At 71.5% G+C, this 25,780-nt stretch carries 25 protein-coding genes; 13 read left to right on the forward strand and 12 right to left on the reverse strand.

Features of this window, described 5'->3' with window-relative positions; translation table 11 throughout:
• Positions 1-141 precede the first annotated feature (141 nt).
• On the forward strand, positions 142-774 hold the full coding sequence (locus tag ASC99_RS01165) for an O-methyltransferase (protein WP_057227980.1): 633 nt from the start codon (positions 142-144) through the stop codon (positions 772-774).
• Between the two features lie 108 nt (positions 775-882).
• On the opposite strand, the gene ASC99_RS36825 is transcribed toward ASC99_RS01165, so the two are convergent.
• Positions 883-1,050 (reverse strand): DUF3117 domain-containing protein, encoded by a 168-nt coding sequence (locus tag ASC99_RS36825; RefSeq protein WP_082597987.1) that lies wholly within the window; start codon positions 1,048-1,050, stop codon positions 883-885.
• 292 nt (positions 1,051-1,342) lie between these two features.
• Here ASC99_RS36825 and ASC99_RS01170 point away from each other — a divergent pair, with 292 nt between their 5' ends.
• Positions 1,343-2,131, forward strand: coding sequence for an enoyl-CoA hydratase-related protein (locus ASC99_RS01170; protein ID WP_057227137.1), 789 nt, complete (start codon positions 1,343-1,345; stop codon positions 2,129-2,131).
• A 175-nt stretch (positions 2,132-2,306) separates the two neighbouring features.
• On the opposite strand, the gene ASC99_RS01175 is transcribed toward ASC99_RS01170, so the two are convergent.
• Together ASC99_RS01175 and ASC99_RS36590 are read right to left on the reverse strand one after the other, a co-directional pair.
• On the reverse strand, positions 2,307-2,876 hold the full coding sequence (locus ASC99_RS01175; RefSeq protein WP_057227139.1) for a DNA-3-methyladenine glycosylase I: 570 nt from the start codon (positions 2,874-2,876) through the stop codon (positions 2,307-2,309).
• The gene (locus tag ASC99_RS36590; RefSeq protein ID WP_063856947.1) at positions 2,873-3,295 is read right to left on the reverse strand and encodes a DivIVA domain-containing protein; all 423 of its coding nucleotides are present in this window, start codon (positions 3,293-3,295) and stop codon (positions 2,873-2,875) included. Before ASC99_RS36590 ends, ASC99_RS01175 begins: the two co-directional genes overlap by 4 nt.
• 214 nt (positions 3,296-3,509) lie before the next feature.
• Between ASC99_RS36590 and folP the strand changes: the two genes are divergently transcribed.
• Positions 3,510-4,322: a dihydropteroate synthase gene (gene folP / locus ASC99_RS01185; RefSeq protein WP_057227982.1), complete on the forward strand. Its 813-nt coding sequence runs from the start codon at positions 3,510-3,512 to the stop codon at positions 4,320-4,322.
• Positions 4,323-4,504: 182 nt separating this feature from the next.
• On the opposite strand, the gene ASC99_RS01190 is transcribed toward folP, so the two are convergent.
• Together ASC99_RS01190 and dapE are read right to left on the reverse strand one after the other, a co-directional pair.
• Positions 4,505-5,311, reverse strand: coding sequence for a TIGR00730 family Rossman fold protein (locus ASC99_RS01190; protein ID WP_057227141.1), 807 nt, complete (start codon positions 5,309-5,311; stop codon positions 4,505-4,507).
• Between the two features lie 64 nt (positions 5,312-5,375).
• Positions 5,376-6,464 carry a succinyl-diaminopimelate desuccinylase gene (gene dapE / locus ASC99_RS01195; RefSeq protein ID WP_057227143.1) on the reverse strand — a complete coding sequence of 363 codons (1,089 nt, stop codon included), beginning with the start codon at positions 6,462-6,464 and terminating at the stop codon, positions 5,376-5,378.
• A gap of 99 nt (positions 6,465-6,563) precedes the next feature.
• Here dapE and ASC99_RS01200 point away from each other — a divergent pair, with 99 nt between their 5' ends.
• Both ASC99_RS01200 and ASC99_RS40020 read left to right on the forward strand, forming a co-directional pair.
• Complete coding sequence (locus tag ASC99_RS01200; protein ID WP_235502747.1) at positions 6,564-7,502, forward strand: hypothetical protein; 939 nt, start codon at positions 6,564-6,566, stop codon at positions 7,500-7,502.
• Positions 7,503-7,818: 316 nt separating this feature from the next.
• The gene (locus ASC99_RS40020; protein ID WP_057227148.1) at positions 7,819-8,559 is read left to right on the forward strand and encodes a hypothetical protein; all 741 of its coding nucleotides are present in this window, start codon (positions 7,819-7,821) and stop codon (positions 8,557-8,559) included.
• Positions 8,560-8,791: 232 nt separating this feature from the next.
• Here the strand turns inward: ASC99_RS40020 and dapC are convergent, their stop codons facing one another.
• Together dapC and fdxA are read right to left on the reverse strand one after the other, a co-directional pair.
• Positions 8,792-9,937: a succinyldiaminopimelate transaminase gene (gene dapC / locus ASC99_RS01210; protein ID WP_057227151.1), complete on the reverse strand. Its 1,146-nt coding sequence runs from the start codon at positions 9,935-9,937 to the stop codon at positions 8,792-8,794.
• Positions 9,938-9,940: 3 nt separating this feature from the next.
• Entirely contained in the window at positions 9,941-10,273 is a 333-nt protein-coding gene (gene fdxA / locus ASC99_RS01215) for a ferredoxin (protein ID WP_057227153.1), read from the reverse strand.
• Positions 10,274-10,404: 131 nt separating this feature from the next.
• Here fdxA and ASC99_RS01220 point away from each other — a divergent pair, with 131 nt between their 5' ends.
• Both ASC99_RS01220 and ASC99_RS01225 read left to right on the forward strand, forming a co-directional pair.
• Positions 10,405-11,418 (forward strand): GNAT family N-acetyltransferase, encoded by a 1,014-nt coding sequence (locus ASC99_RS01220; protein ID WP_369824284.1) that lies wholly within the window; start codon positions 10,405-10,407, stop codon positions 11,416-11,418.
• Between the two features lie 21 nt (positions 11,419-11,439).
• Positions 11,440-12,312 (forward strand): transglutaminase-like domain-containing protein, encoded by an 873-nt coding sequence (locus tag ASC99_RS01225; RefSeq protein WP_082597988.1) that lies wholly within the window; start codon positions 11,440-11,442, stop codon positions 12,310-12,312.
• 115 nt (positions 12,313-12,427) lie between these two features.
• Here the strand turns inward: ASC99_RS01225 and ASC99_RS01230 are convergent, their stop codons facing one another.
• The 5 genes from ASC99_RS01230 to ASC99_RS01250 all read right to left on the reverse strand — a co-directional run bounded on the left by ASC99_RS01230 (position 12,428) and on the right by ASC99_RS01250 (position 18,179).
• Positions 12,428-13,033 carry a response regulator transcription factor gene (locus ASC99_RS01230; RefSeq protein WP_057227157.1) on the reverse strand — a complete coding sequence of 202 codons (606 nt, stop codon included), beginning with the start codon at positions 13,031-13,033 and terminating at the stop codon, positions 12,428-12,430.
• Positions 13,030-14,274 (reverse strand): sensor histidine kinase, encoded by a 1,245-nt coding sequence (locus ASC99_RS01235; protein WP_157531322.1) that lies wholly within the window; start codon positions 14,272-14,274, stop codon positions 13,030-13,032. The genes ASC99_RS01230 and ASC99_RS01235 overlap by 4 nt, the downstream gene beginning before the upstream one ends.
• Before the next feature lie 8 nt (positions 14,275-14,282).
• On the reverse strand, positions 14,283-15,008 hold the full coding sequence (locus tag ASC99_RS01240) for an ABC transporter permease (RefSeq protein ID WP_057227160.1): 726 nt from the start codon (positions 15,006-15,008) through the stop codon (positions 14,283-14,285).
• Positions 15,005-15,937 carry an ABC transporter ATP-binding protein gene (locus ASC99_RS01245; RefSeq protein ID WP_057227162.1) on the reverse strand — a complete coding sequence of 311 codons (933 nt, stop codon included), beginning with the start codon at positions 15,935-15,937 and terminating at the stop codon, positions 15,005-15,007. Before ASC99_RS01245 ends, ASC99_RS01240 begins: the two co-directional genes overlap by 4 nt.
• Positions 15,938-16,070: 133 nt before the next feature.
• Positions 16,071-18,179, reverse strand: coding sequence for an alpha/beta fold hydrolase (locus ASC99_RS01250; RefSeq protein ID WP_057227164.1), 2,109 nt, complete (start codon positions 18,177-18,179; stop codon positions 16,071-16,073).
• Between the two features lie 231 nt (positions 18,180-18,410).
• On the opposite strand from ASC99_RS01250, the gene ASC99_RS01255 reads away from it, so the two are divergent.
• The 6 genes from ASC99_RS01255 to ASC99_RS01280 all read left to right on the forward strand — a co-directional run bounded on the left by ASC99_RS01255 (position 18,411) and on the right by ASC99_RS01280 (position 25,766).
• Positions 18,411-18,605: a hypothetical protein gene (locus tag ASC99_RS01255; RefSeq protein WP_057227986.1), complete on the forward strand. Its 195-nt coding sequence runs from the start codon at positions 18,411-18,413 to the stop codon at positions 18,603-18,605.
• A gap of 36 nt (positions 18,606-18,641) precedes the next feature.
• Positions 18,642-19,541 (forward strand): N-acetyl-1-D-myo-inositol-2-amino-2-deoxy-alpha-D-glucopyranoside deacetylase, encoded by a 900-nt coding sequence (gene mshB / locus ASC99_RS01260; protein ID WP_057227166.1) that lies wholly within the window; start codon positions 18,642-18,644, stop codon positions 19,539-19,541.
• Positions 19,538-19,966 carry a DUF6113 family protein gene (locus tag ASC99_RS01265; RefSeq protein WP_235582998.1) on the forward strand — a complete coding sequence of 143 codons (429 nt, stop codon included), beginning with the start codon at positions 19,538-19,540 and terminating at the stop codon, positions 19,964-19,966. The genes mshB and ASC99_RS01265 overlap by 4 nt, the downstream gene beginning before the upstream one ends.
• Before the next feature lie 260 nt (positions 19,967-20,226).
• A complete protein-coding gene (locus tag ASC99_RS01270; protein WP_057227167.1) occupies positions 20,227-22,311 on the forward strand; it encodes a peptidoglycan binding domain-containing protein in 2,085 nt (694 codons plus the stop codon).
• Positions 22,312-22,861: 550 nt separating this feature from the next.
• Positions 22,862-23,887 carry an ABC transporter permease gene (locus ASC99_RS01275; RefSeq protein WP_057227169.1) on the forward strand — a complete coding sequence of 342 codons (1,026 nt, stop codon included), beginning with the start codon at positions 22,862-22,864 and terminating at the stop codon, positions 23,885-23,887.
• A gap of 112 nt (positions 23,888-23,999) precedes the next feature.
• Positions 24,000-25,766: an ABC transporter substrate-binding protein gene (locus tag ASC99_RS01280; RefSeq protein WP_063856948.1), complete on the forward strand. Its 1,767-nt coding sequence runs from the start codon at positions 24,000-24,002 to the stop codon at positions 25,764-25,766.
• Positions 25,767-25,780: the final 14 nt, after the last annotated feature.

Here is a 25,780-nt window from a genome sequence, read left to right on the forward strand (position 1 = left end):
TTCCCGCCCTGGGAGCACCCGCTCCATGGGCCGATCACCACTTCCCTTCAGGGTCAACGGCCGGTCTTCGAACGCGGTTCCCGCCCGGCCAGTAATCTGTGGCTGGAAATATCGACATCAGGCGCTCCGGAAGAGGCAGCCATCACCGAGTTCGGGCCCGCGCACGCGGCTCTCGCCGACACCTACGTCGGCGAGGACGCGGTGTTGACCTATGCCAGGGCCCAGTCCGCGCGGGCCGGCATCCGGGCGATCGGGCCGAGCGGTGGCGCCACGCTACGGCTGCTGGCCGCCGCCGTGGACGCCAAGGCGATCGCCGAGGTGGGCACCGGCACCGGCGTCTCGGGGGTCTACCTGCTGCGCGGGATGCGTCCTGACGGCGTGCTGACCACCGTCGACCTGGAGCCGGTCCGCCAGCAGTACGCCCGGGAGGCGTACCACGCGGCCGGCTTCGCCCCGAACCGGGCGCGCTTCATCCCCGGCCGGGCCCTGGACGTGCTGCCCCGGCTGGCGGACGGTCAGTACGACCTGGTCTTCTGCGACGGCGACCCGGCCGAATCGCAGTCGTACCTTGCAGAATCGTTGCGCCTGCTCCGACCGGGCGGCGTGGTCTGCTTCGAAGGAGTGTTCCAGGAGGGCCGGTTGGCCGAACCGAACCACCGCGACCCGCAGACCCGAGCCGTCCGCGAACTGGTCCGGGACGTCCGGGAGAGCGACCTACTGCTGCCCGCCCTGCTGCCGGTCAGCGACGGCCTGCTCTGCGCCGTGAAGCGCTGACCCCGGCACGATCCGGCCCCGGACAGCACCGAGCCCGGCTCCGGTGATCCGGAGCCGGGCTCGGCGTCGTACGCGTGTCTCCAGGGAGAACGCAGGGCACCCGCTGGGTCAGCCGGTGGCCGCCTTCAGGGCGTCACCCAGGGCGCTCGCCTCATCCGGCGTGAGCTCCACTACGAGGCGTCCGCCGCCTTCGAGCGGCACTCGCATGATGATGCCCCGCCCCTCCTTGGTGACCTCGAGCGGGCCGTCACCCGTCCGCGGCTTCATGGCCGCCATGCTCGTTCCCCTTCCTGCAACCGCTCAGCTACGTCCCGGCAGTCCGTCCACCGCCGGTATCGAACGCATTGATCGGAAGCCATTATCCCGCATCAGATGGCTTGATGACCAACGTCACTCTCTCCGCACCGCCGACCACACCCGCCCAGAGCACCGCATTACCCGCCAGAAGCCCCGGCGGCACTGCTCCGGCGACACCGCCAAAAGGTGCCCGACCTCACACTCCCCGGCACCCGTGGTGCTCGGGCATGCTGACTTCGTCCCACCCTCGACCCCCAGGGAGCCCTCGCCCATGTCCGACTCCGTGCTGTTCGAACACGACGGCGGCCTGGCCGTCATCACCATCAACCGGCCCGAGGCGATGAACGCCCTGGACATCGCCACCAAGGTGGCACTGCGGGACGCCGTGATCGCGGCGGCCGAGGACAGCGCCGTCCGGGCCGTGCTGCTCACCGGTGCGGGCGAGAAGGCCTTCTGCGTCGGTCAGGACCTCAAGGAGCACCTCGGACTGCTGGGCACCAGCGACGCGCCGCTGAAGACCGTCGCCGAGCACTACAACCCACTGGTCCGGGCGCTGGCCGGGATGAACAAGCCGACCGTCGCGGCGGTCGGCGGGGTCGCCGCCGGCGCCGGGGCCTCGCTGGCCTTCGCCTGCGACTTCCGGATCGTGGCCGACACCGCGGGCTTCAACACCTCGTTCGCCGGGGTCGCGCTGACCGCCGACTCGGGCGCCTCCTGGACCCTGCCCCGGCTGGTCGGGCACGCCCGGGCCACCGAACTGCTGATGTTCCCGCGCACCGTGAAGGCGGCCGAGGCGGCCGAACTCGGGCTGGCCACCAAGGTCGTCCCGTCCGCCGAACTGGCCGCCACCGCCCGGGAGTTCGCCCAGCGCCTGGCGCAGGGTCCGACGGTCGCGCTCGGCGCGATCAAGACCGCCCTGGCGTACGGGGCCACCCACACGCTGAGCGAACTCCTCGACAAGGAGGACGAGCTCCAGACCCTGGCGGGCGCCAGCGAGGACCACCGCATCGCGGTCAATGCCTTCGTCGCCAAGCAACAGCCGGTCTACCTCGGGCGGTAAGCCTTCGCAGGTGCTTCAGCATCTACGGTCAGGGGCTCGGGGAACTGCGAGGAGATCTGGCGTGCGGGTCACTGCGAAAGTGCCTGACCCAGTAGGCACGTTGAACGCTCCAGAGGTTGGCGTCGCAGTTCCCCGAGCCCCTGGATAGTGCAACCGGGCGCCCCTGCAGAAAAGTTCAGCGCGCGTGACAGTCGATCAGGTGGTCGTTGACCAGCCCGCACGCCTGCATCAGCGCGTACGCCGTGGTCGGCCCGACGAAGCGGAAGCCCTGCTTCTTGAGCTCCTTGGCCAGCGCCGTGGACTCCGGCGTCACCGCCGGTACGTCCGCGAGGATCCGCGGCGCCGGCCGGGAGCCGGGCTCGACCGCGAACTGCCAGATCAGCGCGTCCAGTCCGCCGTCCAGCTCGCGTGCGACCCGGGCGTTGGCGATGGTGGCCGCGATCTTGGCACGGTTCCGGATGATGCCGGGATCCTGGAGCAGCCGCTCGGCGTCCGCCTCGTCGAACTCCGCCACCTTGGCGATCTCGAAGCCGGCGAACGCGGCCCGGAACCCCTCCCGGCGGCGCAGAATGGTGATCCAGGACAGCCCGGACTGGAACGCCTCCAGGGCGACCCGCTCGAACAGCGCGTCGTCGCCGTGCACCGGACGGCCCCACTCGGTGTCGTGGTAGACCCGGTAGTCGTCCGCCGAGTCGCCCCAGCCGCAGCGCAGCAGGCCGTCGGCGCCCAGCACCGCTCCGGTCACTGCCCGGCCTCGCCGTCCTGGCGCTTCGTCACGTCCACCACGTCCGTCGCGTGCGTCCCGTGCGTCACCTTGGCGAACTCCTCCAGGCCGGGCAACGGCTCCTCGCCCTCGGGCGTGTTCGCCACCACCGCGCCGACCAGCACTGCGGCGGCCTCCAGCTCGGAGATCCGGGTGTCGCGGAGCGCGAGCTCGGCGCCGAGCCGGTCGAGCACGTCGTCCACCTCGTCCATCCGATAGCCGCGCACCGCCATCGGCAGCCGGATCTCGTCCACGTCCGTCCGGCTCAGCGGCCGGTCCTGCGGCAGCCGCGCCGCGATCCGGTCGTGCACCGCCTCGGGAAGAGTCCCGCCACCACCCAGCGCCACCAGTGCGGTTCCACCGACCACCACGGCCATCGCCACCACGACCAACCAGAACACGAGCTGTCCTCCAGTACCTTCCAGTGGACCTAGCCGGGCCCTCTCCTACGGAGCACGTCGGGCGGGCGGCGTGCTCCGTAGGAGAGGGCCCGAGATGGGATCATGGTCCCCGAACAGACCGGGGCCCATCATTGCACCCGGGCGAGCTGTGGAGGAGACACCGGTGGCACTCCGTCTGGGCCCACGCGAATTCGGCGAGGACGAACTGGTGATCATGGCCATCGTCAACCGCACTCCCGACTCGTTCTTCGACCGCGGCGCGACCTTCGCCGACGAGGCCGCGTTCGCCGCCGCCGACCGGGCGGTGGCCGAGGGTGCGGCGATCCTGGACATCGGCGGAGTGAAGGCCGGGCCCGGCGAGGAGGTGACGGTCGAGGAGGAACTGCGCCGGACCGTCCCGTTCGTGGCCGAGCTGAGGAAGCGTCACCCTGAGGCCGTGATCAGCGTCGACACCTGGCGGCACGAGGTCGGCGAGGCGGTCTGCGAGGTCGGCGCCGACCTGCTGAACGACGCCTGGGGCGGGGTCGACCCGAAGCTGGCCGAGGTCGCGGCCCGGTACGACGTCGGGCTGGTCTGCACCCACGCGGGCGGGGCGGAGCCCCGGACCAGGCCGCACCGGGTCGGGTACGAGGACGTGATGGCCGACATCCTGCGGGTCACCGTCGGGCTGGCCGAGCGGGCCGCCGGGCTCGGGGTGCGGCGGGACGCGCTGATCATCGACCCGGGGCACGACTTCGGCAAGAACACCCGGCACTCGCTGGAGGCCACCCGCCGCCTGCCGGAGATGACCGCGACCGGCTTCCCGGTGCTGGTCTCGCTCTCCAACAAGGACTTCGTCGGCGAGACCCTGGACCGCCCGGTCGACGAACGCCTGCTCGGCACCCTGGCCACCACTGCGGTCTCCGCCTGGCTCGGCGCCCGGATCTACCGCGCCCACCAGGTCGCCGAGACCCGCCAGGTCCTCGACATGGTCGCCGCCATCCAGGGCACCCGCCCCCCGGCCGTCGCCCGCCGCGGGCTCGCCTGACGCTCAGCCGGAGCTGACCAGGGGCTCGGGGAACTGCGACGCCGACCTCGAAAAAGGTGATCCGTACGTAAATGGTCAGGCACTTTCGTACGTGACCCCGGCGCCAGATCTCCTCGCCCCGCGGCGGAGCCGCACATCAGCAGGGCCCCGAGCCCCTGGACCGTAACCGGCTGAGCGCCTGCCTAGATCTCGTCGGTCGGCCGCCGGTTCTCCGCGATGATCTTGAGGACCTCGTCGATCTCGTCCACCACGTGGAAGAGCTCCAGGTCGTGCGCGCTCGCCTTGCCCTGCGCCACCAACGTGTCCCGCAGCCAGTCGACCAGCCCGCCCCAGTACGCCGAGCCGAACAGGATCACCGGGAACCGGGTGACCTTCTTCGTCTGCACCAGGGTGAGCGCCTCGAACAGCTCGTCCAGTGTGCCGAGGCCGCCCGGCAGCACCACGAACCCCTGCGCGTACTTCACGAACATCGTCTTCCGGACGAAGAAATACCGGAAGTTCAGCCCGAGGTCGACGAACTCGTTCAGCCCCTGCTCGAAGGGCAGCTCGATGCCGAGCCCGACCGAGAGGCCGCCGGCCTCGGACGCACCCCGGTTGGCCGCCTCCATGGCGCCGGGCCCGCCGCCGGTGATCACCGCGTAGCCCGCGTCCACCAGGGCCCGGCCGATGGCCACCCCGGCCGCGTACTCGGGGGAGTCGACCGGGGTCCGGGCCGAGCCGAACACGCTGATCGCGGGCGGGAGTTCGGCCAGCGCGCCGAAGCCTTCGACGAACTCGGAGGTGATCCGCCAGACCCGCCAGGGGTCGGTGTGCAGCCAGTCGGTCGGTCCTGTGGTGTCCAGCAGCCGCTGGTCGGTGGTGCTGGTGCCGACCTGGTCGCGACGGAGCAGGACCGGGCCCTTCCGCTTCTCCGGAACGTTCTTCCGCTTGGGGTCCTGGCCCTGGTCAGGGCTGTCCCCGTAGTGCTTTTCGTCTCCAGTGCCTGTCATGACGAAACCCTACGCCCGTTGTTCCCCGTTTTCGGGGAACAACGGAAGGTACGCCGGGTGACGGTCAGTTGGCCGTCAGCCAGGCCCGCAGCCGGTCCTCGACCTCGGCGATGGCGGTGAGCGAGCAGTGCTCCTCGCGCTTGTGCGCCAGATTCGGGTCGCCGGGGCCGTAGTTGACCGCCGGGACGCCGAGGGCGCTGAACCGGGCCACGTCGGTCCAGCCGAACTTGGCCCTGGCCTCGCCGCCGACCGCCGCCAGGAAGGCCCGGGCGGCGGGCTGGTCGAGACCGGGCAGCGCGCCGGGGGCGGAGTCGGTGACCACCACCTCGAAGCCCGCCAGCACCTCCCGGACGTGCGCTTCGGCCTGCTGCTCCGAACGGTCCGGCGCGTAGCGGAAGTTGACGTGCACCACGCACTCGTCCGGGATCACGTTGGCCGCCACCCCGCCGCTGATCAGGTTGGCATTCAGGCCCTCGCGGTACTCCAGGCCGTCGATCACGACGGAGCGCGGCTGGTACTCGGAGAGCCGCCGCAGCACCTCGCCGGCCTTGTGGATGGCGTTGTCGCCGAGCCAGCTGCGGGCCGAGTGGGCCCGGGTGCCGGTCAGCCTCACGTCCACCCGCAGGGTGCCCTGGCAGCCGCCCTCGACCATCGCACCGCTGGGCTCCAGCAGGACCGCGAAGTCGGCTGCCAGCCAGTCGGGATGACGGTCCACCAGGTGGCCGAGGCCGTTGCGGGACGCCTCGATCTCCTCGCAGTCGTAGAACACGTAGGTGAGGTCGCGGTTCGGGTCGGGCAGGGTGGCGGCCAGCCGGAGCTGCACGGCGACGCCGGACTTCATGTCGGAGGTGCCGCAGCCGTAGAGCAGGTCGCCCTCGACGTGCGAGGGCACGTTGTCGGCGATCGGCACGGTGTCCAGGTGCCCGGCCAGCAGCACCCGCTCGGCCCGGCCCAGGTTCGTCCGGGCCACCACGTTGTTGCCGAACCGGTCGACGGTCAGGTGCGGGTACGCCCGGAGCGCCGCCTCCACCGCGTCGGCGAGCGGCCCCTCGCTCCCGCTCACGGAGGGGAAGTCGACCAGCCTGGCGGTCAGCGTGCCGCCGTCGAGGCCGAGGTCGAGGCTCTGGTGCAGGGAGATGTCAGGGCTGGTCATGGCGGCCAGCGTAGTATCCGCCGCTGCAACCACCGCCACCGCACAGCCGTCCGAGTGGGTACGGTGTCCGGGCGGGAACGCGAAGCGAGAGGGGTTGTGGTGACCGAGACTGCGGCAGAGGAGACGACGGGCCGTCGGCACCGGCCGGTGCGCCGGGTGCTGATCGGGCTCACCGCGCTCGCTGTGCTCGCGGGCACCGTGCTCTTTCTCAACCGGGACAAGCTGATGCCGCCTCCCGAGGGCTGCACGGTGGCCACCGGGACGGGCAAGGGCGACCTCGAACTCGCCCAGGCCGCCAACGCCGCCACCATCACCGCCGTGGCGCTCTCCCGGGGCCTGCCCGAACGGGCCGTCACCATCGCGCTGGCCACCGCGATGCAGGAGTCGAAGATCCACAACCTGGACGGCGGCGACCGCGACTCGGTCGGCCTGTTCCAGCAGCGCCCGTCGCAGGGCTGGGGCACCGTCGAGCAGATCAAGGACCCGGTGTACGCCACCAACAAGTTCCTGGACGGCCTGGTCAAGGTGAACGGCTACGCCCGGCTGCCGCTCACCGACGCGGCACAGGAGGTGCAGCGCAGCGGCTTCCCGCAGGCGTACGCCAAGCACGAGACCAACGCGACCCTGCTCGCCTCGGCCCTGACCGGCCGGGAGCCCGCCGCACTGAACTGCGTGGTGCACGACCTGGCGGCCACCACCGCGGCGGCCAACGAGGAGCAGCAGCAGCCGGGTCTGGCCGACCGGGCCCGCCGCGAGTTCGGCAAGCTGGTCACCACCACGCCGGTCCCGCCGGCCGGCAAGGAGACCCGGACGGTGCTGGCGATGGCTCCGCAGGCCGGTGCCACGCAGCGGCAGACCGGCTGGGCGCTGGCCCAGTGGGCGGTGGCCCAGGCCGGAGACCTGGGGATCGGTCAGGTGTCCTACGACGGCAAGGTCTGGAAGGTCGACAAGCCCGCCGACGGCTGGCAGTCGAAGGGGGCCGAGGGCGTCGGCGCGGACCGGGTGCTGGTCACACTGGGTGCCCCGAAAGCCGGTTGACGCACTGGTGAGCTACCACCGGCCGACCGGGTGATTCCGGTCAATCCCGGTGGACGGCACCGGGCGGCCGGGCGGCCTGATCGGCCGTCTCCGTACTTTCCTTGTACGCCAAGAGGTGTGACGTTTCGCCACCCCTGTGCGAGCTGGGCGAAATGTCCCGAATATCCGAAAGAGGATCGTCCGATCTTTACCGACCCTTGACCTTCGGTCGGCGAAACCTTCTGGCGGCTCCAGCGGTAATAACGTCGTCCGCCCGACGGACACCCCTGGCCCGAGCACGTGCACAGCCGGGGGGACCTCACCTCTTAGGAGCACCATGTCTCTCCCCCTCACGCGCCGGATCGCCCAGGCCGCGCTGCTCGTTGCCGCCGTCGCGACCCCGATGGCCGCAGCAGGCGCAGCGTCCGCCGCCGACCTGGTGCCGCCGACCGACCTGGGGGCCGGGCTGAGCCAGCTCGACAACCCGAACGCGACGCTCCAGGGGGCCACCCACGACGCGGGCAACGCCGCCGCCGACACCACCGCGGCCACCGTGCAGACCGGCGTCCCCGCCACCGCGGACGTCGCGGGCAAGGCCGTCGCCGGCGCCCTGCCGGACGCCGACCAGACCCTCGGCAAGGTGGCCGCCCCGGCCGCCAAGACCACCGAGACCGCAGGCGTCCTGGCCGCGGTCGCGGGCAAGGCCGCCCCCGCCCTGGTCGACCGGCTCGCCCCCGCCGTCACCGACAAGGTGCCGCACCTGCCGGGCTCCCCCGCAGCCGGCACCCGCAGCGCCGCCATGCCCGGCCTGCCGCTCGGCCAGCTCACCTCGGGCTCGCTCACCGGCCTCGCCTCCAGCGCCCTGCCGACCGGCGGCATGCCGGACACCCACCAGCTCACCGGCGCCCTCCCGGCCGGTCTGGGCAACGTCCTGCCCGACACCGGCAAGCTCCCGGTCGACACCCAGGACCCGACCGACGGCAGCAACCGCCTCGGCGGCGCGGGCAACCCGCTCGGCTCGGTGACCGGCCTGCTCGGCGGGGGCCTCCCGCTCGGTGGCCTGCCGATCGGCGGCTGACCCTCCATCAGTGAGGGGCCCCTACCGGCGTCGGTAGGGGCCCCTCACTTTTTCGCAGCGCCCAAACTTGCACTATCCAGGGGCTCGGGGCTCTGCTGACTTGCGGATCCGCCGCGGGGCGAGGAGATCTGGCGCCGGGGTCACTGCGAAAGTGCCTGACCACCTACGCGACGATCACCTTGCAGGGGTCGGCGTCGCAGTTCCCCGAGCCCCTGGTGGGTGCACCGTGTGCCTAGTGCTTGAGGCGGGCCACGGCGGATGCGACGCGTTCGTCGGTGGCGGTGAAGGCCACTCGGACGAAGCGGTCACCCGCAGGGCCGTAGAAGTCCCCGGGCGCCACCAGGATGCCCAGTTCGGCCAGTTCCGCCACGGTGTCCCAGCACGGCCGGTCCTGGGTCACCCACAGGTACAGGCTGGCCTCGGAGTGCTCGACCCGGAAGCCGTACGCCTCCAGTGCCGCCCGCAGCGCCGAACGGCGAGCCGCGTACCGCTCGCGCTGCTCGGCCACGTGCGCGTCGTCGGCCAGCGCCGCGACAGTCGCGGCCTGCACCGGGGCGGGCACGATCATCCCGCCGTGCTTGCGGATCTCCAGCAACTCCCGGACCACCACCGGGTCTCCGGCCACGAAGGAGGCGCGGTAGCCGGCCAGGTTGGACCGCTTGGAGAGCGAGTGCACCACGAGCAGGCCCTCGTGGTCGCCGCCACAGACGTCCTGGTTCAGCACCGAGACCGGGTCGGCCTCCCAGCCGAGCTCCAGGTAGCACTCGTCGCTGACCAGCAGCACCCGGTGCTCCCGGGCCCAGGCCACGGCGTGCCGGAGCTGGTCGGCCGTCAGCACCCGACCGGTCGGGTTGGACGGCGAGTTGAGCCAGAGCAGCCGGACCCGGGCCGGGTCGAGCTCGTCCACCGAGTCGTACGCGACCGGCTCGGCCCCGCACAGCCGGGCGCCCACCTCGTAGGTCGGGTAGGCCAGCGTCGGGTAGGCCACCTGGTCGCCGGGGCCGAGCCCCAACTGGCCGGGCAGCCAGGCCACCAGTTCCTTGGAGCCGATGGTCGGCAGGATCGCGTCCGGACCGATCTCGGCCCCGAGCCGGCGACGCAGCCAGCCGGCGATCGCCTCGCGGAGCGCCACCGGGCCCCAGACCGTCGGGTAGCCGGGCGTGTCGCTGGAAGCCGCCAGCGCCTTCTGGATCACGTCGGGGACCGGGTCGACCGGGGTGCCGACGGAGAAGTCGCAGAGTCCGTCCGGGTGCGCCGAGGCCGTCCGCTTGTACGGCTCCAGCTTGTCCCAGGGGAACGTGGGCAACAGGTCTGAGACGCGGCGCGCCGCCCCCGGGTGACCCGGAAGCGGCGCGTGCGTGGTGTCTTCGGTGCTCACTGCTCAGTGGCCGCTGTCGGCGTTCTGCGGCGGGAGGGCCGCGATGAACGGGTGGTCCGAGTCGATCAGGCCGAGCTTCGAGGCGCCGCCCGGGGAGCCCAGGTCGTCGAAGAACTCGACGTTGGCCTTGTAGTAGTCCTTCCACTCCTCCGGGGTGTCGTCCTCGTAGAAGATCGCCTCGACCGGGCAGACCGGCTCGCAGGCGCCGCAGTCGACACACTCGTCCGGGTGGATGTAGAGCGAACGCTGGCCCTCGTAGATGCAGTCAACAGGGCACTCTTCGATGCACGCCTTGTCCTTGACGTCGACACAAGGCTGCGCGATGACGTAGGTCACGCTGTCGTTCCTCCTCGGTTGGGCGTGGCAGCCCAAACTAATTGCTTGCGTGCGCGGATACGCGCGGCGTCGTCGATGCCCGCCCCTAGTATCGCGGGTCAGAGACCGCAAATGCACAGGAGGTGCCCTTGATGATGGATGGAACCGTCGCCGGAGGCCGTCCCGAGGTCCGGCTCAACCGCTCTGACGTGGGGCGACGGGTCTCCGTACGGCGTATTTCGGAGCTGGTGAACGACCGTCCGGTGTTCCGCGATGTGATCGGCGTGCTCGCCCGTTGGGACGATAACGGCCTCACCGTGGTGCCCAGGACCGGCCCTGACGTCTCCTTTCCGGAGAAGCTGCTGGTGGCCGGCAAGCCGGTGCCGCTGTTCCCGGCGCGCCGCGCTCCACTGCCCGTCAGTTCCCCGGTCGAGCTCCAGCGGATCGCCGCCCGGGGCTGGCCTGCGGTCGAGCAGGAGCCGCTCGGCGAGTGGACCCTGCGTGCCTCCGCCGGTTTCACCCGGCGGGCCAACTCGGTCCAGACGCTCGGCGATCCGGGCCTGCCGCTGCCCGAGGCGCTGCGCGCGGTCCAGGACTGGTACGCCGCGCGCGGCCTGCCCGCCTTCTTCGAGGTGACCACTCCGGGCTCACCGCCCGAGCTGGCCGCCGAGCTCGCCCGGCTCGGTGCCGAGGAGGCCCCGACCACGGTCCGCACCGCCCCGCTGGCCACGCTGGTGAAGCTCGGCTCGGGGCACGACCGGGTACGGCTCTCCCGGACCGCCGACGCCGACTGGCTCTCCCGGTACCGCCGGGTCACCGGCGACCCCGAGGTCGAACGGGCCGCCCGCCAGGTGCTGCACGGCGGGCCCTCGGTCTGGTTCGGCACCGTGCCCGGCCTGCCGGGGCAACCGCCGATCGCGATCGGACGGTGCGTCATCGACGGCCCCTGGGCCTGCTTCGGTGCGATCGAGGTGGACCCGCACGCCCGCCGGACCGGGCTGGCCTCCACCATGATGGCCGTGCTGGCGGCCCGCGCCGCCGAGGAGGGCGCCACCGGCGCCTACCTCCAGGTCGAGGTGACGAATACCGGCGCAATCGCGCTCTACGATCGACTGGGCTTCACCACCAGTCACACTTACCACTACGCCGGCCTGCCCCGGCGGTAGCGTCACCGGAGAGTGTGGACCGTGACCGAGCAGAGCCGTACACGTTTCCGCGCCGAGGCCAGGGCCGACAACCCTGACCCGGTGCTGCTCTGTGTGCTCGCCGCCGCCGAGCACACGCTGGCCGAGCCGCCCTCCGACGGCTCCGAACCGCCCACCCTGGACGAGCTGGTGGCGGCCTGTCAGGCCGCCCTCGACCGGCACGCCGCGGCCGTCCGGCTGGCAGTGAGCGAGCGGGCGCCGGCCGGGGCCGACGAGGTCGCCGCGCTGCTGGCGGCCGTGCTCGGCGGCCGGGAACGGTTCCACGGGCGGCCGGCCGACTACGGGCGGCTGGAGTCCTCGCTACTGCCGGACGTGCTGCGGCGGCGGCGTGGCCTGCCGATCATGCTCTCGCTGGTCTGGCAGACCGTGGCCCGCCGAGCCGGGCTGACCGCCCACGGCGTGGCGCTGCCGGGCCACTTCATCGTCGCGGTGGGAGACCCGGCCGGCGGCGAGGAGTACGTCCTGGCGGACCCGTACCACGGCGGCCGGCTGCTCGACCTGCCCGACGTGGCCCGGCTGGCCACCGATGCCGGGCACCACTTCTCCCCCGAAATGCTCTCCCCCGCACAGCCGTTGGACGTCGTCCTGCGGATCCTCGGCAACATCCGTAGCTGGGCCGCCGACCGCCCCGAACACGCCCGCACCCAGCTCTGGGCCACCGAACTCTCCCTGCTGCTCCCCCGCCACCCCGCCCAGCTCCGCCTGGAACGCGCCCAACTCCTGGTCCGCACCGGAGACTTCATCGCAGGCGCCGCCGAGATGGACGCCTACGCGGAGATCCTCGACGCCTTCGACCCCGACGGCGCCACCCGCACCCGCCACGAAGCCCGCGCCGCCCGCCACCGCCTCAACTGAGGGGCTGCTCCGGGCACCTGCGCTCCGGGCATCAGCCATCAGGGGCTCGGGGAACTGCGACGCCGACCTCAAAAAAGGTGATCCGTACGTAAATGGTCAGGCACTTTCGCTGTTCCTAGAGCCACCCTTTCTCCCGGGCCACCCGCACCGCTTCGGCCCGGTTCCGCGCCGAGGTCTTCTGGATCGCCATCGAGAGATAGTTCCGCACCGTCCCCTCGGACAGATGCAACCGCGCCGCGATCTCCGCGTTCACCGCCCCGTCCGCCGCCGCCCCGAGCACGTCCCGCTCCCTCGCCGTCAGCGGGTTGGCACCCTCGGCCAGCGCCGCCGCGGCCAGCGTCGGGTCGATCACCCGCTCACCCCGGAGCACCCGCCGGACCGCCTCCGCGAGCTCCGCCGCGGGGGCGTCCTTGACCAGGAAGGCGTCCGCCCCGGCCTCCATCGCGCGGCGCAGGTAGCCGGGCCGCCCGAAGGTGGTGGCGATCACCACCCGGGTGCCGGGTGCGGCCCGGCGGAGCTCCGCCGCCGCCTCGATGCCGGTCATCCCGGGCATCTCGATGTCCAGTACGGCGACCTGGACCTGATGGTCCAGCACCGCGGCCACCACCTCGTCGCCACGCGCCACTTGGGCGACCACCTCGATATCGCCCTCGAGCGAGAGCAGCGCGGCCAGCGCCTCCCGCACCATTCCCTGGTCCTCGGCCAACAGCACCCTGATCATCCGGGCACACTATCGGCCACCGCCCGGACCGGGACCAGGGCCCGCAAGCGGAATCCCTTCCCCCGCGCCCCCGGGCCGGTCTCGAGGCGGCCGCCGACCAGCGCGAGCCGCTCCTGCAGGCCCGAAAGTCCGTTGCCGGCCGCCGACTTGCCCGGTCCGCGGCCGTTGTCGCTGACCTCCAGGACGGCGAACCGGCTGCCGTCCTCCTCCCAGGTGCGGTCGAGTCCGATGCCGCACCTGGTGGCGCCCTGGCCGTGCCGGACCACGTTGGTGACCGCCTCCCGGAGCGCCCAGGCCAACACGGCGGCCTCCGGGGCCTCCAGGCCGGGCTGCGGGTCGGCGATCGCCGGGTCGGCCTCGACCGTGATCTGAGCCGACGTCAGGGCGCTGCGAGCGGCGGCCAGTTCGACCGCCAGGGTCGGGCGCCGGAAGCCGCCGATCGCCTCCCGGACGTCGGTCAGCGCCTGCCGGGCGACCTGCTCGATGTCGTCCACCTGGGCCCGGCCCGCCTCGCCCTTCTCCTGGTCGAGCAGCCGGCCGGCCAGCTGGGCCTTGATGGTGATCAGTGAGAGCGAGTGGCCGAGCAGGTCGTGCAGGTCGCGGGCCAGCCGCAGCCGCTCCTCCGAGGCCGCCAGGTGGGCCACCGTGGCCCGGGCCTCGCGGAGTTCGCGCATGGTGCTGATCAGCCGCTGCAGGCCGTTCATGGCCAGCCCGCTGAGGAAACAGGGCAGCACGATCGCCGCCATGGTGTCCCGCTCGGTGTGGATCAGCAGGGCGATCAGGACCGCGATCGCGGTGATCCCGGCCACCCCGATCAGACCGAGTCTGGGCGGCAGCACCGCTCCGACACAGACCGAGGTGTAGGTGAAGAGCACCAGCCAGGGCACCCCGAAGGAGAGCGAGGTGACCAGCGCGAGCACCAGCATCAGCACCGCCACCGCCAGCCCGCCGTGCCAGTGCGGGGAGGCCATCGAGCGGACCGCCACCATGCCCAGGTAGGCGCACAGGAAGAGGGTCAGCGCGATCCAGCCGGCGATCTTGCCCGCCAGCGTGTGCTCGTCGCCGAGCAGGTCCTCCACGGGGTAGTAGAGGTAGACCATCCAGAGCAGCATCCAGGCGAGTTTGACCACCAGTTGGCGGACGTTCTCGACCCGGGCGCCGGGTACCACGGCGAACGACTCGGCGGCACCGCCCGCCCCCGTCCCAGTGGGACGGAAGCGGGCGGGGAGGAACTTCGACATGCCGGCCATCATGCCTGCTTGGTGTCCTTGCGGTAGAGGAAGGCCGCCCCGGCGACGAACACCACCAGGAAGCCGAGCAGACCGGCCACCGCGGCGAGGTCCAACGACTGGCCGGGCTGCACGAAGGTGGCCAACTGGTTGTACAGGTACACCGGGTTGAACTGCGCCACCGTCCTGAGCGAGTCCCCGACCGGGAACCAGGTGCCGCCGAGCAGCGCCATCAGCATGTAGACGATCATCACGATGGGCTGCACCGCGTCCGGCTGGGCCGCGTAACCCAGCGCCACCCCGAGCGCCGCGAAGACGAAACTGCCGAGCCAGAGCGCCAGGCCGAGGCCGAGCCACTCGGTGGCCGAGAGCGAGACGCCCTCGAACGCGCCGATCACGAAGACCACCACGATCGCGGGCAGCGTGGTGACCGCACAGGAGGCGATCTTGGCGATGGTGTACGCCCGTCCGGGCAGTGCGGTCAGCCGCAACTGCCGGACCCAGCCGCTCTTCCGCTCCAGCGAGATCCGCTGCGCGCTGCCAGTGAGCACCGCGCCGACCGCGCCGAAGGTGGCCATCGAGACCATGAAGTACGTCTTCACCGACAGGCCGCCGGCCACCGTCTCCGCGCTGCCGTAGGCGCTGATGAAGAAGACGTAGAGCAGGGCCGGGTAGAGCACCGTGAACATCAGGTAGCGCTTGTTCCGCAGGGTCCGCAGGATCTCGAGCTGCACCAGGGTCTTCATCGCGCGTTCTCCTCGTCGGCCTCGCCGGTGATGGTCAGGAAGGCCTGCTCCAGGCCCAGGCTGGTGACTTCCAGGGCCCGGGGGTAGAGCCCCGCCCGGTACAGGCCGGCCACCCCGGCGTCGGCGTCGGTGCTGCGGATCCGGACGCTGCGCACACCGTCCGGACGGGTCGTCAGATCCAGTCCCACGGTCCCCGGCAGGGCGCGCAGCACGCTCTCCTCGGCGGCCCCGTCGGCGGGGTGCAGCTCGAAGGAGATCCGGCGGGCGCCGGCCTTGGCCTTGATCTCGGCGGACGTGCCGTCGGCGATCAGCCGGCCCCGGTGCAGCACCAGCACCCGGTCGGCGATCGAGTCCGCCTCCTCCAGGTAGTGGGTGGCGAACAGCACTGTGCGGCCCGCGTCCGCCTCGGCCCGCATCGCGGCCCAGAACTGCCGGCGGACCGAGACGTCCATACCGGTGGTCGGCTCGTCCAGCACGATCAGGTCGTTGGCCCCGGCGATCGCCAGGGCGAACCTGACCCGCTGCTCCTGGCCCCCGGAGAGCTTGTCGACCTTGCGCTCGGCCAGCTCGGTGATCCCGGCCTGCTCCATCACCTTCGCCGGGTTGTGGCCCCGGGGGTGGACGTCGCAGGCGAACCTGACCAGTTCGCGGACCTTGACCTCGCCCAGCAGCCCACCGCTCTGCAGCATCGCGCCGACCCGGCCGGCCTCGATCGCGGCCCGCGGGCTGCCGCCGAACAGCGAGACGGTGCCCTGGTCGGGCTCCCGCAGACCGAGCAGCAGATCCAGGCTGCTGGACTTGCCCGCCCCGTTCGGGCCGAGCAGCGCGACCGTCTCGCCGGGCCGCAGCACCAGGTCGAGACCGTTCACCGCCTGGACCGTGCCGTAGCTCTTGCTCACCTGCCGGAAGGCAGCCACCTCGGTACTCATCTGTGTCCCTCTCCCCGTTGTTCTGACTCCTCAAGAATCCCGGGAAGGGGGGTTTCGCCGTCAGTGTGCACAGTCGTGTGCTCCGCATGACGGATGTCACGGGCCCCGTGTGACAGGGGCCCGTGACAGGGCGTCAGCTGCCCAGCTGTTCCTTCAGGAAGGAGACCTGGAGCAGCAGCAGGTTCTCCGCCACCTGCTCCTGCGGGGTCATGTGGGTGACCCCGGAGAGCGGCAGCACGGTGTGCGGGCGCCCGGCGGCGAGCAGCGCGGAGGACAGCCGCAGCGTGTGCGCGGCCACCACGTTGTCGTCGGCCAGACCGTGCACCAGCATCAGCGGGCGCTCCAGCTTGGCGGCGTCGGCGGTCAGCGAGTTGGCGTCGTAGACCTCGGGACGCTGGTCCGGGTGGCCGAGGTAGCGCTCGGTGTAGTGGGTGTCGTAGAGCCGCCAGTCGGTGACCGGCGCACCCGAGACGGCCGCGTGGAACACGTCCGGGCGGCGCAGCACCGCGAGCGCGGCCAGGTAACCGCCGTACGACCAGCCCCGGATGGCGACCTTCTCCAGGTCCAGCGGGTACTGCCCGGCCAGCGCCCGGAGCGCGTCCACCTGGTCCTCCAGGGTGGCCCCGGCGAAGTCGAAGGCGATCGCCTTCTCCCACTCCGGGCTCCGCCCGGGGGTGCCCCGGCCGTCCGCCACGATCACCGCGAAGCCCTGGTCGGCGAACCACTGCGAGGTCAGGTGCGGGTTCTGCGACTGCACCACCCGCTGCCCGTGCGGGCCGCCGTACGGGTCCATCAGCACCGGCAGCAGCCCGTCCCGGTCCCGGTCGTAGCCGGTCGGCAGCAGGACGGCGGTCGGGATCCGGCGCTCGCCCGCGAAGACGAACTCCGGCCGGGCGGTGATCAGCGGCGTCTCGGCGTACGAGGCGACGGTGGCCAGCGGCTCSCCGTCGACCAGCACCTCGACCCGGGCCCCGGTCCAGGACGGGTCCGTGCTGACCAGCACCGTGACGTCGCCGCCCCGGACGGCGGAGACCACACCGGCCGCGCCGAGCCGGTTCAAGCCTGAGCCGTCCAGACCGATCTCGAAGGTGCCGATCCAGCCGGGTACGGGGTCGGTCTCCTCGGTGCCGCCGCTCGCGGTGAACAGCACGGTCGAGGCGCCCACCGAGAGCACCGACCTGAGGTGCAGCCGACGGTCGGTCAGCTGCTGCTCCCCGGCCACCAGGACCCGGGCGCCGTCCTGGTCCGCGATCCGGACCAGCCGGCCGTCAGCGGCCCTGGCCGGGACACCGGAGAACAGGTCCAACCAGACCGGGTCGCTCTCCTCCAGCACCGTGCTGGTGGCACCGGTGGCCTGGTCGACCGTCAGGTACCGCTGGCTGCGCTGGTCGCGGGCCTGCACCAGCAGGGTGAGCTCCTGCTCGGACCAGTGCACCCGGGCCAGGTACGGGAACGCCTCGCGGTCCCAGTCCAGCTCGGTGCGGGAACCGTCCAGGCCGAGCAGCCAGAGGCCGACCTCGGCGTTGGCGGTGCCGGCCGCCGGGTAGGCCACCTCGGCGGGCACGGTGCCGGGGTTGGCCGGGTCGGCGATGAACCAGCGCTGCACGGGGGCGTCGTCCGCCCGCGCCACCAGCAGCCGGTCACCTGCCGGGGCCCACCAGTGGCCACGGTCCCGGTCCATCTCCTCCTGGGCGATGAACTCGGCCTGGCCCCACGTCACCCCGGCCTGCTCGGGGGTGGCCAGCGCGCGGTCCCCGGAGCCGTCGGCCCGGGTCACCCGCAGCTCGCCCTCGACGGTCGCGTACGCCACGTACTGTCCGTCGGGCGAGAACCGGGGGTCGACCAGCGGCCCGGCGGCGGGCAGCTCGCGGGTCGGCCCGGCCCCCGTCAGGTCGGCGACGAACAGGCGTCCGGAGAGCGCGAAGGCGGCCAGCGCACCCGAGCCGTCCAGGGTGTAGCCGACGATGCCGGCCGAGCCCTCACGGCTGCGCTCGCGGCGGGCCCGCTCGGCCGCTGACAGGCTCTCCTCGCCGCCGCCGAGCAGGGCCACCGGGTCGGCGGCGATCCGCTCCACGCCGGTGGCCGGGTCGAGGGTCCAGAGCAGATTGGCGCGCTCCTCGCTGCTCTTGGCACGGAGGAAGACGACCCGGGACCCGTCGGGTGCGACGGCGAACGACCGGGGTGCGCCGACGGTGAAGCGCTGGGTGCGCGCGTACTGCCGGGGAAAAGTGTCGGAGGTCATGGCACCAAACCCTAGATGGTGATCACTCGTTCGGAGCAGGGATCGTCACCGGCGTCGCCGAGGGCTTCGGGCCCTCTCCCACCGGCCCGGCGGGCGGGTGGCGGGCTGCTCCGAACGGGCCGGAGGACTCACGGAACGTAATGCTCCGCTCACCGATCGGGTATTGCTTGAGCCATCACGTCCCCCCGCCGCCCACCCAGGGTGGTGCACCCGAGAAAGGGTGTGAGCCTGATGGCTCTCTCCATCTCCGCAGCTCTGCTGATGCTGGTCATCGTGGTGGTACTGATCCGCCGCTCCGGACTGAAGCTGGCGCACGCGGTCATCTGTGCGTTGCTCGGCTTCTACCTGGCGTCCAGCTCGATCGCCCCCTCGATCCAGCAGATGACCAGCAACGTGGCCGGCATGATCAACGGCATCAAGCTCTAGGGCCGAGGGGATCGGCCGGTCGGTAGGCTGCCCGGTATGACCGCTGCCTCCGACCGGCCCGAGCGCCGGCTGCTGCTGGTGCACGCCCACCCCGACGACGAGTCGATCGGCAACGGCGCGACCATGGCCAGGTACGCCGCCGAGGGTGCCGCCGTCACGCTGGTGACCTGCACGCTCGGCGAGGGCGGTGAGGTGATCCCGCCGGAGCTGGCGGAGCTGACCGCGGACCGGACCGACACCCTCGGCGAGTACCGGATCGGCGAACTGACCGCCGCGATGCGCGAGCTGGGCGTCACCGACGTCCGCTTCCTGGGCGGCCCGGGCCGCTACCGGGACTCCGGGATGATGGGCCTGCCGGAGAACGACCGCCCCGACTGCTTCTGGCAGGCCCCGCTGGACGAGGCCGCCGGGCACCTGGTGGCGGTGGTCCGCGAGCTGAGACCGCAGGTGCTGGTCAGCTACGACGAGCAGGGCGGCTACGGGCACCCGGACCACGTGAAGGCCCATCAGGTCGCCATGCGGGCCCACGAACTGGCCGCCGACCCGGTCTGGCGTCCTGAGCTCGGCCCGGCCTGGCGGATCGCCAAGGTGTACTGGAACCGGATGCCGCGCTCGGTGATCGAGGCCGGCCTGGCCGCGACCGCCGCCGCCGCGCCCTTCCCGGGGGTCGCGGCACCGGCCGACGTGCCGGGGGTGGTGCCCGACGAGCTGGTCACCACCGTGCTGGACGGCGCGGCGTACGCCGGGGTGAAGGCGGCCGCGATGGCGGCGCACGCCACCCAGATCACCGTGTCCGGCGAGTACTTCGCGCTGAGCAACGACCTCGGGCAGCCGCTGGTGGCCACCGAGTACTACCAGCTGGTCCGGGGCGAGCCCGGGCCCGAGCTGCCGGAGACCGACCTGTTCGCCGGTCTCGGGCTGGAGGCGCACCGATGATCCGCACCCTGCCCGCCCGGGTACTCGGCAGCCGCGAGGAGCGGCTGGCGGAGCGTCAGCCGTCCCGCACCGGACGGCTGGTGGCCTACCCGCTGCTGTTCGTGCTGGGCGCCCTGGTCTCGCTCTGCGGCTGTTTCGTCCAGTCGCTCTGGCCGCCGGTCGGCCTGCTGCTGGCCCTGGGCGCGAGCGTCGCGGTGTTCTACGGCGGCCTGCGGGTGACCGGCACCAAGCTCGGCGCCGGGGTGCCGCTGGCCGGCTGGTTCCTGTTGCTGCTGGTCCTGATGGCCCCGCGCCCGGAGGGTGACTTCGTGCTGGCGGCCGGGTTCACCTCGTACGCCTACCTGTTCCTGGGCGCGGTCGGCGGGGTGATCTGCGCCACCCTGCCGACCAGGTCCGGCTTCGGCTACGGCACTCTGACGCGCTGACGGATCCGGCGCGATCGCCCCACCTTTCCCGGAGGAACCGGACGTAACGGGTTCTATCCGAACCAGTTCGCCGCTCACGTTTGCCCAGTAAGGTGGTGCCGCGACAGGCCCGCTGGCCTGCCGAAGCTATGTGAAGAGCTGGTGTCGGAGGGGTGTTCGGTCCCGTCCGCCGGTGGAGCAGCCACCGCCGAACAGACCGCCATCCCACAACCCGCGACCGCCGTCCCACGGCGCGGCCGCGAACCCGGAGCAGAGCAGCATTGAGCAGCCGCGAATCTGACAACGCGCATCCGTCGTCCCGACGTACCGGGCCGGATGCCTACCCGTCGGGCACCCCGCCGTACGGCACGGGCATCCCGAACGGCTCCGGTGCCGACCCGTTCGGCCCGACGGCCGGTCAGCCAGCGGCCGCCCAGCCGGCCGAGGCCGACGGGGTCCCGAAGACCGAGACCACCCTGACCACCCGGGTCCGGATCAACATCCCCGGCTCCCGGCCGATCCCGCCGGTGGTCATGCGCAGCACGGTGAAGAGCGCCGAACCGGCCGAGCCCGCCGGGCCCCGGCACCGCTCGGCCGCCCCCTCCTCCCCGGTGCTCGGCGTGGTCGACGCGACCGCCCCGACCAGCACCCCGGCGAACCTGCCGCCGGAGTGGCAGCAGGAGAGCCCGGCGGCACCGGCCGAGGGCGAGTCCACCGGCGAGTGGTTCCGCCCCCGCCAGAAGGGCCCGCAGGCCCCGGTGACCGCCGGTGCGCCGCGGGCCGAGGCGGCCGCCAAGCAGCCCCGGCCCGGTGGGCCCGGGATGCCGCCGGGGCCGCTCCCCTCCGGGGCCCCGGCCTCGCCGTTCGCGCCCTCGGGGCCGCCGGTGGCCAACGGCCGTTCCGACGACCCGTACGCCGATCACAGGCCGTCGGCCGCCAACGACCCGTTCGCCAACGATCCCTACGCGGCGTCCCCGTACGGAGCGGACCCGTTCCGCGAGGAGCCGGTCCGTCAGGCCCCGCCGGTGGCCGACCCGTTCGCGGTCGGGCGCCCCGGTGAGCCGGAGGACACCCAGATCGGCGGCTTCGACCCGATCCAGGACGACTACGAGGACCGCTCCGCCCGACCCGGTGCCATACCTGGCGGTGCCGCGATGTTCGGCTCCGCTCCGCAGCCGCCGAGCGACCCGTTCGGCACCGGCCCGTCCCCCACGCCCGGCCGGTTCGCGGACGTGTCGTACGAGCCGGCCGAGCCGTTCCCCGGCACCCGCCCGGCCGGCAACCGCCCGCCCGTGGCTGACCCGTTCGCTGCCGCAGCCGACCCGTTCGGCACCACCGCGCCCAAGCCGGCCGCCGAGGCCGAGCAGCCCGCGCCCAAGGCCGACCCCAAGCCCGCCGCCAAGGCTCCGGCGGCGGCCGCCCCCGCGCGCCGCGGCAAGGGCCGCAAGCTGGTCACGTACGCCGTGGTCGGCCTGCTGTTCGCCGGCGCGGCCGCGTACGGCACCGGTCTGATGCTCAATCAGGCCGACATCCCCAAGGGCACCACGGTGCTCGGCACCGACATCGGCGGCGACACCCGGGACCAGGCGGTCACCGTGCTGGACGGCACGGTGGCCAAGACCGGTCAGCAGCCGCTCAAGCTCAAGCTCGGCGACCAGACCGTGGACCTCGACCCGACCGCCGCCGGGCTCGGCTTCGACACCACCGCGACGGTGGACGGGCTGACGCAGCACAGTTACAACCCGGTCGAGGTGATCGGTTCGCTGGCCGGCGGCAGCAAGGCGGTGGCCCCCGAGGTACGGGTCGACCGGGACAAGCTGAAGGCCGCGCTGGAGGGTCTGAGCGCCAAGTCCAGCACGGGCCTGCAGGAGGGCTTCGTCCGCTTCACCCCGGACGGCAAGGCCGAGGTGGTGCCGGGTCGGGCCGGGCAGCGGGTGGATGCCGCCGCCGCGATGGACCAGGTCGAGCAGGCCTTCCGGGCCCGGGCCACCGGGCAGCCGGACGCGGTGCTGGCCGTCCCGGTGACGGCGGCTCAGCCGAAGGTCTCCGAGGAGGCGTTGAAGGCCGCCGCGGAGTCGCTCGGCAAGCAGGTCACCAGCGGGCCGGTCTCGGTCACCGCCGGCACCAAGCGCTGGGACTTCACCAAGGCGATCGCCGCCAAGGTGCTCACGCTGGCCCCGGACGCCTCCGGCAAGATCGTGCTGACCTGGGACCTGGACAAGCTGACCGCCGAGCTGGACGGCGCCTTCGCCAAGAGCAAGACGAAGAAGGGCGCCACCCTCGTCCCGATCACCACCCAGGACGTCGCGGACGGCATCGCCTCCGTGCTGGAGAAGACCGGCACCAGGGCCTTCAAGTTCAACTGACGCATCTTCGGCTCCACACGGCGCGGGTCGGGACCACCACGGTCCCGACCNNNCCCGCCCCGCGCTTTCCGCTCCCACCGGGCGGCGAATACTCGCCAGTGGCGTGAAATTGCCAGCAACAGTGCGTGACAACTACCCCGGTTGAATTGGGTCGATGGCCCCCAAATTCCCTGGTGAGCTCAACAAAGCGGTAGCGTCCGATTATCGGACATGCAATTGCACTGGACATTGCCCGCTATAACCGCCATAACGGACACCGGGTCTACGCGCATCACATTGTCGAACGTGCGAACGTTCTGTCCTGATAGCGGAGTTGCCACGTTCGGGTTACGGACGCGTGAACTCGCTTTGGTGCACTATGTCCGGTTTTGACGGTATCGCTGGACGCTTGTCAAGATGTCTAGAACTACGAAGTGGTTGACATTCCAACACGAACCAAGAAATGCACGGCCAGCAACTGGGGAACTCTTGACGTTCGATAAACGACTTGCAAGAGTCCGTGCGATCACCTTTTTGCAGCCGCTACACCCCGGGCGGGAGCTCCAGCACCATGACTAACCCCACCAAGGCCCCCGAGGCCGACGAACTCGGAACGGCCGACACCCTCGCGCCGACCGACGCCGCGTCGGCTCCGGTCTTCCGCGGGCTCTCGCCCGGCAAGCTGATGTGGCGCCGCTTCCTGCGCGACCGCACCGGCGTGGTCAGTGCCGCCATCGTGCTGCTGTTCATACTGATCGCCGTCTGCGCGCCGCTGATCTCGATGATCTACGGCAAGGACCCGGGCACCCACTACGGCCAGGAGGACGTCACCCTGCTGACCGACTCCGGTCTGCCGACCGGGCCCAACGGCGGGATCAGCGCCGACTTCTGGTTCGGCGTCGAGCCCGGGCTCGGGCGCGACGTGTTCATGCAGCTGATCTACGGCATGCGGACCTCGCTGTTCATCGCCTTCCTCACCTCGGTGCTGACCACCGCGCTGGGCGTGATGATCGGCATCGCGGCCGGCTACCTCGGCGGCAAGATCGACTACTTCATCGGCCGGGTCATCGACATCCTGATGTCCTTCCCGTCGCAGATCTTCCTGATCGCGACCATGCCGATCGTGGTCAGCCTGCTGGTGGCCAGCAACGAGTCCCAGCCGGTCTGGCTGCCCTTCGTCTCGGTGACCATCGTGCTCACGCTGCTGGGCTGGATGGGCCTGGCCCGTATCCTCCGGGCGACCACCCTGTCCCTGCGCGAGCGGGAGTTCATCGAGGCCGCCAAGGTGACCGGGGCCTCGCCGCTCCGGATCATCTTCAAGGAGCTGCTGCCCAACCTGTGGACGCCGATCCTGGTGCAGTCCACCCTGGCGCTGCCCGCGTTCGTGACCGCCGAGGCCGGTCTGTCCTACCTCGGCGTCGGCGTCGGCGAGCCGACCCCGGACTGGGGCCGGATGATCGCGCTTGCGGCCGACTACCTGCGCACCGACGTGACCTTCCTGCTCTTCCCCGGCCTGGCGATGGTGCTGTTCGTCCTCGCCTTCAACCTGCTCGGGGACTCCGTCCGCGACGCCTTCGACCCGAAGACGAAGCGATGACCGTCGCCCGTCGTCGGTGAGCCGCGCACCAAGACCCACAGACTCCGGGGGGATCGGCATGCCCGCCCCGGGCAACCCACCACCTATCTGGCACTCAACAGGCAGGAAGAACATGAACGTTCGTAAGTCACGGCAGCTTGCCGCGGCCGTCATGGTTGTCGGGGCCCTCACCGTCACCACGGCGTGCTCCAGCGGCAACAGCAACAGCGGCACCAAGCCGGAGGCTTCGAAGTCCAAGGTCGCGGCCACCGCCATCACCGTTGGTACCGCTGCCGACTCGGTCGGCCCGGCCATCGCCGAGCCCGGTGCGAAGAAGGGCGGGACGGTCACGATGATCGACCGCGACGACTTCTCGCACCTCGACCCGGCCCAGGTCTACCTGAACTACAACAGCGAGGCCTCGCTGCTCTTCACCCGCCAGCTGACGGGCTACAAGCTCCAGGCCGACGGCACCTCCAAGCTGGTCGGTGACCTCGCGACCGACACCGGCACCACCGCCGACGGTGGCAAGACCTGGAAGTTCACCCTGAAGGACGGGGTGAAGTGGCAGGACGGCACCCCGATCACCTCGGCGGACGTCAAGTACTCGGTGGAGCGCACCTTCGCGCCGTTCATCAAGTCCGGCCCGACCTACCTCCAGCAGTGGCTGACCGCCACCGACTACCGCGCGGCGTACCCGGGCCCGTACGAGGGCAAGGAGCTGGACGCGATCCAGACCCCGGACGCCAAGACCGTGGTCTTCGCCTTCCAGGACGTCCACCCGGACGCCAACTTCACCGTGGCGATGACCGGTTACGGCGTCGTGCCGAAGGCCCAGGACACGAAGGAGGCGTACGACAAGAAGCCGTTCTCCTCCGGTCCGTACCAGATCGCCGAGCACGTCACCGACAAGTCGCTCGACCTGGTCCGCAACCCGAACTGGGACCCGGCCACCGACCCGATCCGGAACGCGTACCCGGACAAGTGGCACATGGAGTTCGGCGTCCAGTCGCAGCAGTCGACCGAGCGCTTCATCGCCGACAACGGTGCGGACAAGACGACCTTCAGCTTCCACAACCAGGTCCACCCGACCTTCATCGACAAGGTGAAGAACGACGCGGCCCTCAAGCCCCGTACGCTCGAGGGCCTGACCCCGTACGTGGACTACTACTACATGAACAACACCCGTCTCAAGGACCAGAAGGTCCGTGAGGCGCTGCTCCGCGCGTTCCCGCACCAGCAGACCCGTCAGCTCCAGGGCGGCACCAGCTACGGCGACTACGCGACCAACTACATGAGCCCGACCGTCCTCGGCTACGAGGCGAACGACATGTACGACATCCTCAAGAAGCCCGAGGGTGACCCGGAGGCGGCCAAGAAGCTGCTCGCCGAGGCCGGCGCGACCGGTCAGACGATCGTCTACGCGTACAACAACACCCCGACCCAGCAGAAGGTCACCGAGGCGATCCGCGTCGGCCTGGAGAAGGCCGGCTTCAAGTTCGTCCCGAAGCCGCTCGACGCCAAGACCTACTACGACGCCATCGGCCTCACCAACAACGAGTACGACCTGTACTGGGGTGGCTGGGGCGCCGACTGGCCGACCGGTTACACCTCGCTCCAGCCGGTCTGGGACGGTCGCGCGATCGCTGACGGTGCGTCGAACTACGCGCACACCAACGACGAGGCCATCAACAAGATGATGGACGACGCGGTCAAGATCGCCGACCCGATCGCGCAGGGCAAGGCGTGGGCCGCGATCGACAAGGAGCTGCAGAAGAAGGCCTACTCGATCCCGGACGTCTACCAGCGCTCGCTCAGCCTCTACGGCTCGGGCCTCGGCGGCGTCAAGTTCGACAGCCTGTTCGGCCTGCAGTACCCGCTGAACATCTACGTCAAGTAGTCAGCACCCAGCGG

Origin of the sequence: Kitasatospora sp. Root107 (assembly GCF_001424875.1) — a bacterium.
In the GTDB taxonomy this organism is placed as follows: Bacteria; Actinomycetota; Actinomycetes; order Streptomycetales; family Streptomycetaceae; genus Kitasatospora.

What these genes read in the sequence shown, in the direction of transcription:
- ASC99_RS01170 (WP_057227137.1), top strand. Translation starts at nt 1,343, where the DNA reads ATGTCCGACTCCGTGCTGTTCGAACACGACGGCGGCCTGGCCGTCATC.
- ASC99_RS01275 (WP_057227169.1), top strand. Translation starts at nt 22,862, where the DNA reads ATGACTAACCCCACCAAGGCCCCCGAGGCCGACGAACTCGGAACGGCC.
- ASC99_RS01190 (WP_057227141.1), bottom strand. Translation starts at nt 5,311, where the DNA reads ATGACAGGCACTGGAGACGAAAAGCACTACGGGGACAGCCCTGACCAG.
- mshB (WP_057227166.1), top strand. Translation starts at nt 18,642, where the DNA reads ATGACCGCTGCCTCCGACCGGCCCGAGCGCCGGCTGCTGCTGGTGCAC.
- ASC99_RS01240 (WP_057227160.1), bottom strand. Translation starts at nt 15,008, where the DNA reads ATGAAGACCCTGGTGCAGCTCGAGATCCTGCGGACCCTGCGGAACAAG.
- ASC99_RS01245 (WP_057227162.1), bottom strand. Translation starts at nt 15,937, where the DNA reads ATGAGTACCGAGGTGGCTGCCTTCCGGCAGGTGAGCAAGAGCTACGGC.
- ASC99_RS01280 (WP_063856948.1), top strand. Translation starts at nt 24,000, where the DNA reads ATGAACGTTCGTAAGTCACGGCAGCTTGCCGCGGCCGTCATGGTTGTC.
- ASC99_RS36825 (WP_082597987.1), bottom strand. Translation starts at nt 1,050, where the DNA reads ATGGCGGCCATGAAGCCGCGGACGGGTGACGGCCCGCTCGAGGTCACC.
- ASC99_RS01220 (WP_369824284.1), top strand. Translation starts at nt 10,405, where the DNA reads ATGATGGATGGAACCGTCGCCGGAGGCCGTCCCGAGGTCCGGCTCAAC.
- folP (WP_057227982.1), top strand. Translation starts at nt 3,510, where the DNA reads ATGGCCATCGTCAACCGCACTCCCGACTCGTTCTTCGACCGCGGCGCG.
- dapE (WP_057227143.1), bottom strand. Translation starts at nt 6,464, where the DNA reads ATGACCAGCCCTGACATCTCCCTGCACCAGAGCCTCGACCTCGGCCTC.
- ASC99_RS01235 (WP_157531322.1), bottom strand. Translation starts at nt 14,274, where the DNA reads ATGTCGAAGTTCCTCCCCGCCCGCTTCCGTCCCACTGGGACGGGGGCG.
- ASC99_RS01265 (WP_235582998.1), top strand. Translation starts at nt 19,538, where the DNA reads ATGATCCGCACCCTGCCCGCCCGGGTACTCGGCAGCCGCGAGGAGCGG.
- ASC99_RS01230 (WP_057227157.1), bottom strand. Translation starts at nt 13,033, where the DNA reads ATGATCAGGGTGCTGTTGGCCGAGGACCAGGGAATGGTGCGGGAGGCG.
- ASC99_RS40020 (WP_057227148.1), top strand. Translation starts at nt 7,819, where the DNA reads ATGTCTCTCCCCCTCACGCGCCGGATCGCCCAGGCCGCGCTGCTCGTT.
- ASC99_RS01255 (WP_057227986.1), top strand. Translation starts at nt 18,411, where the DNA reads ATGGCTCTCTCCATCTCCGCAGCTCTGCTGATGCTGGTCATCGTGGTG.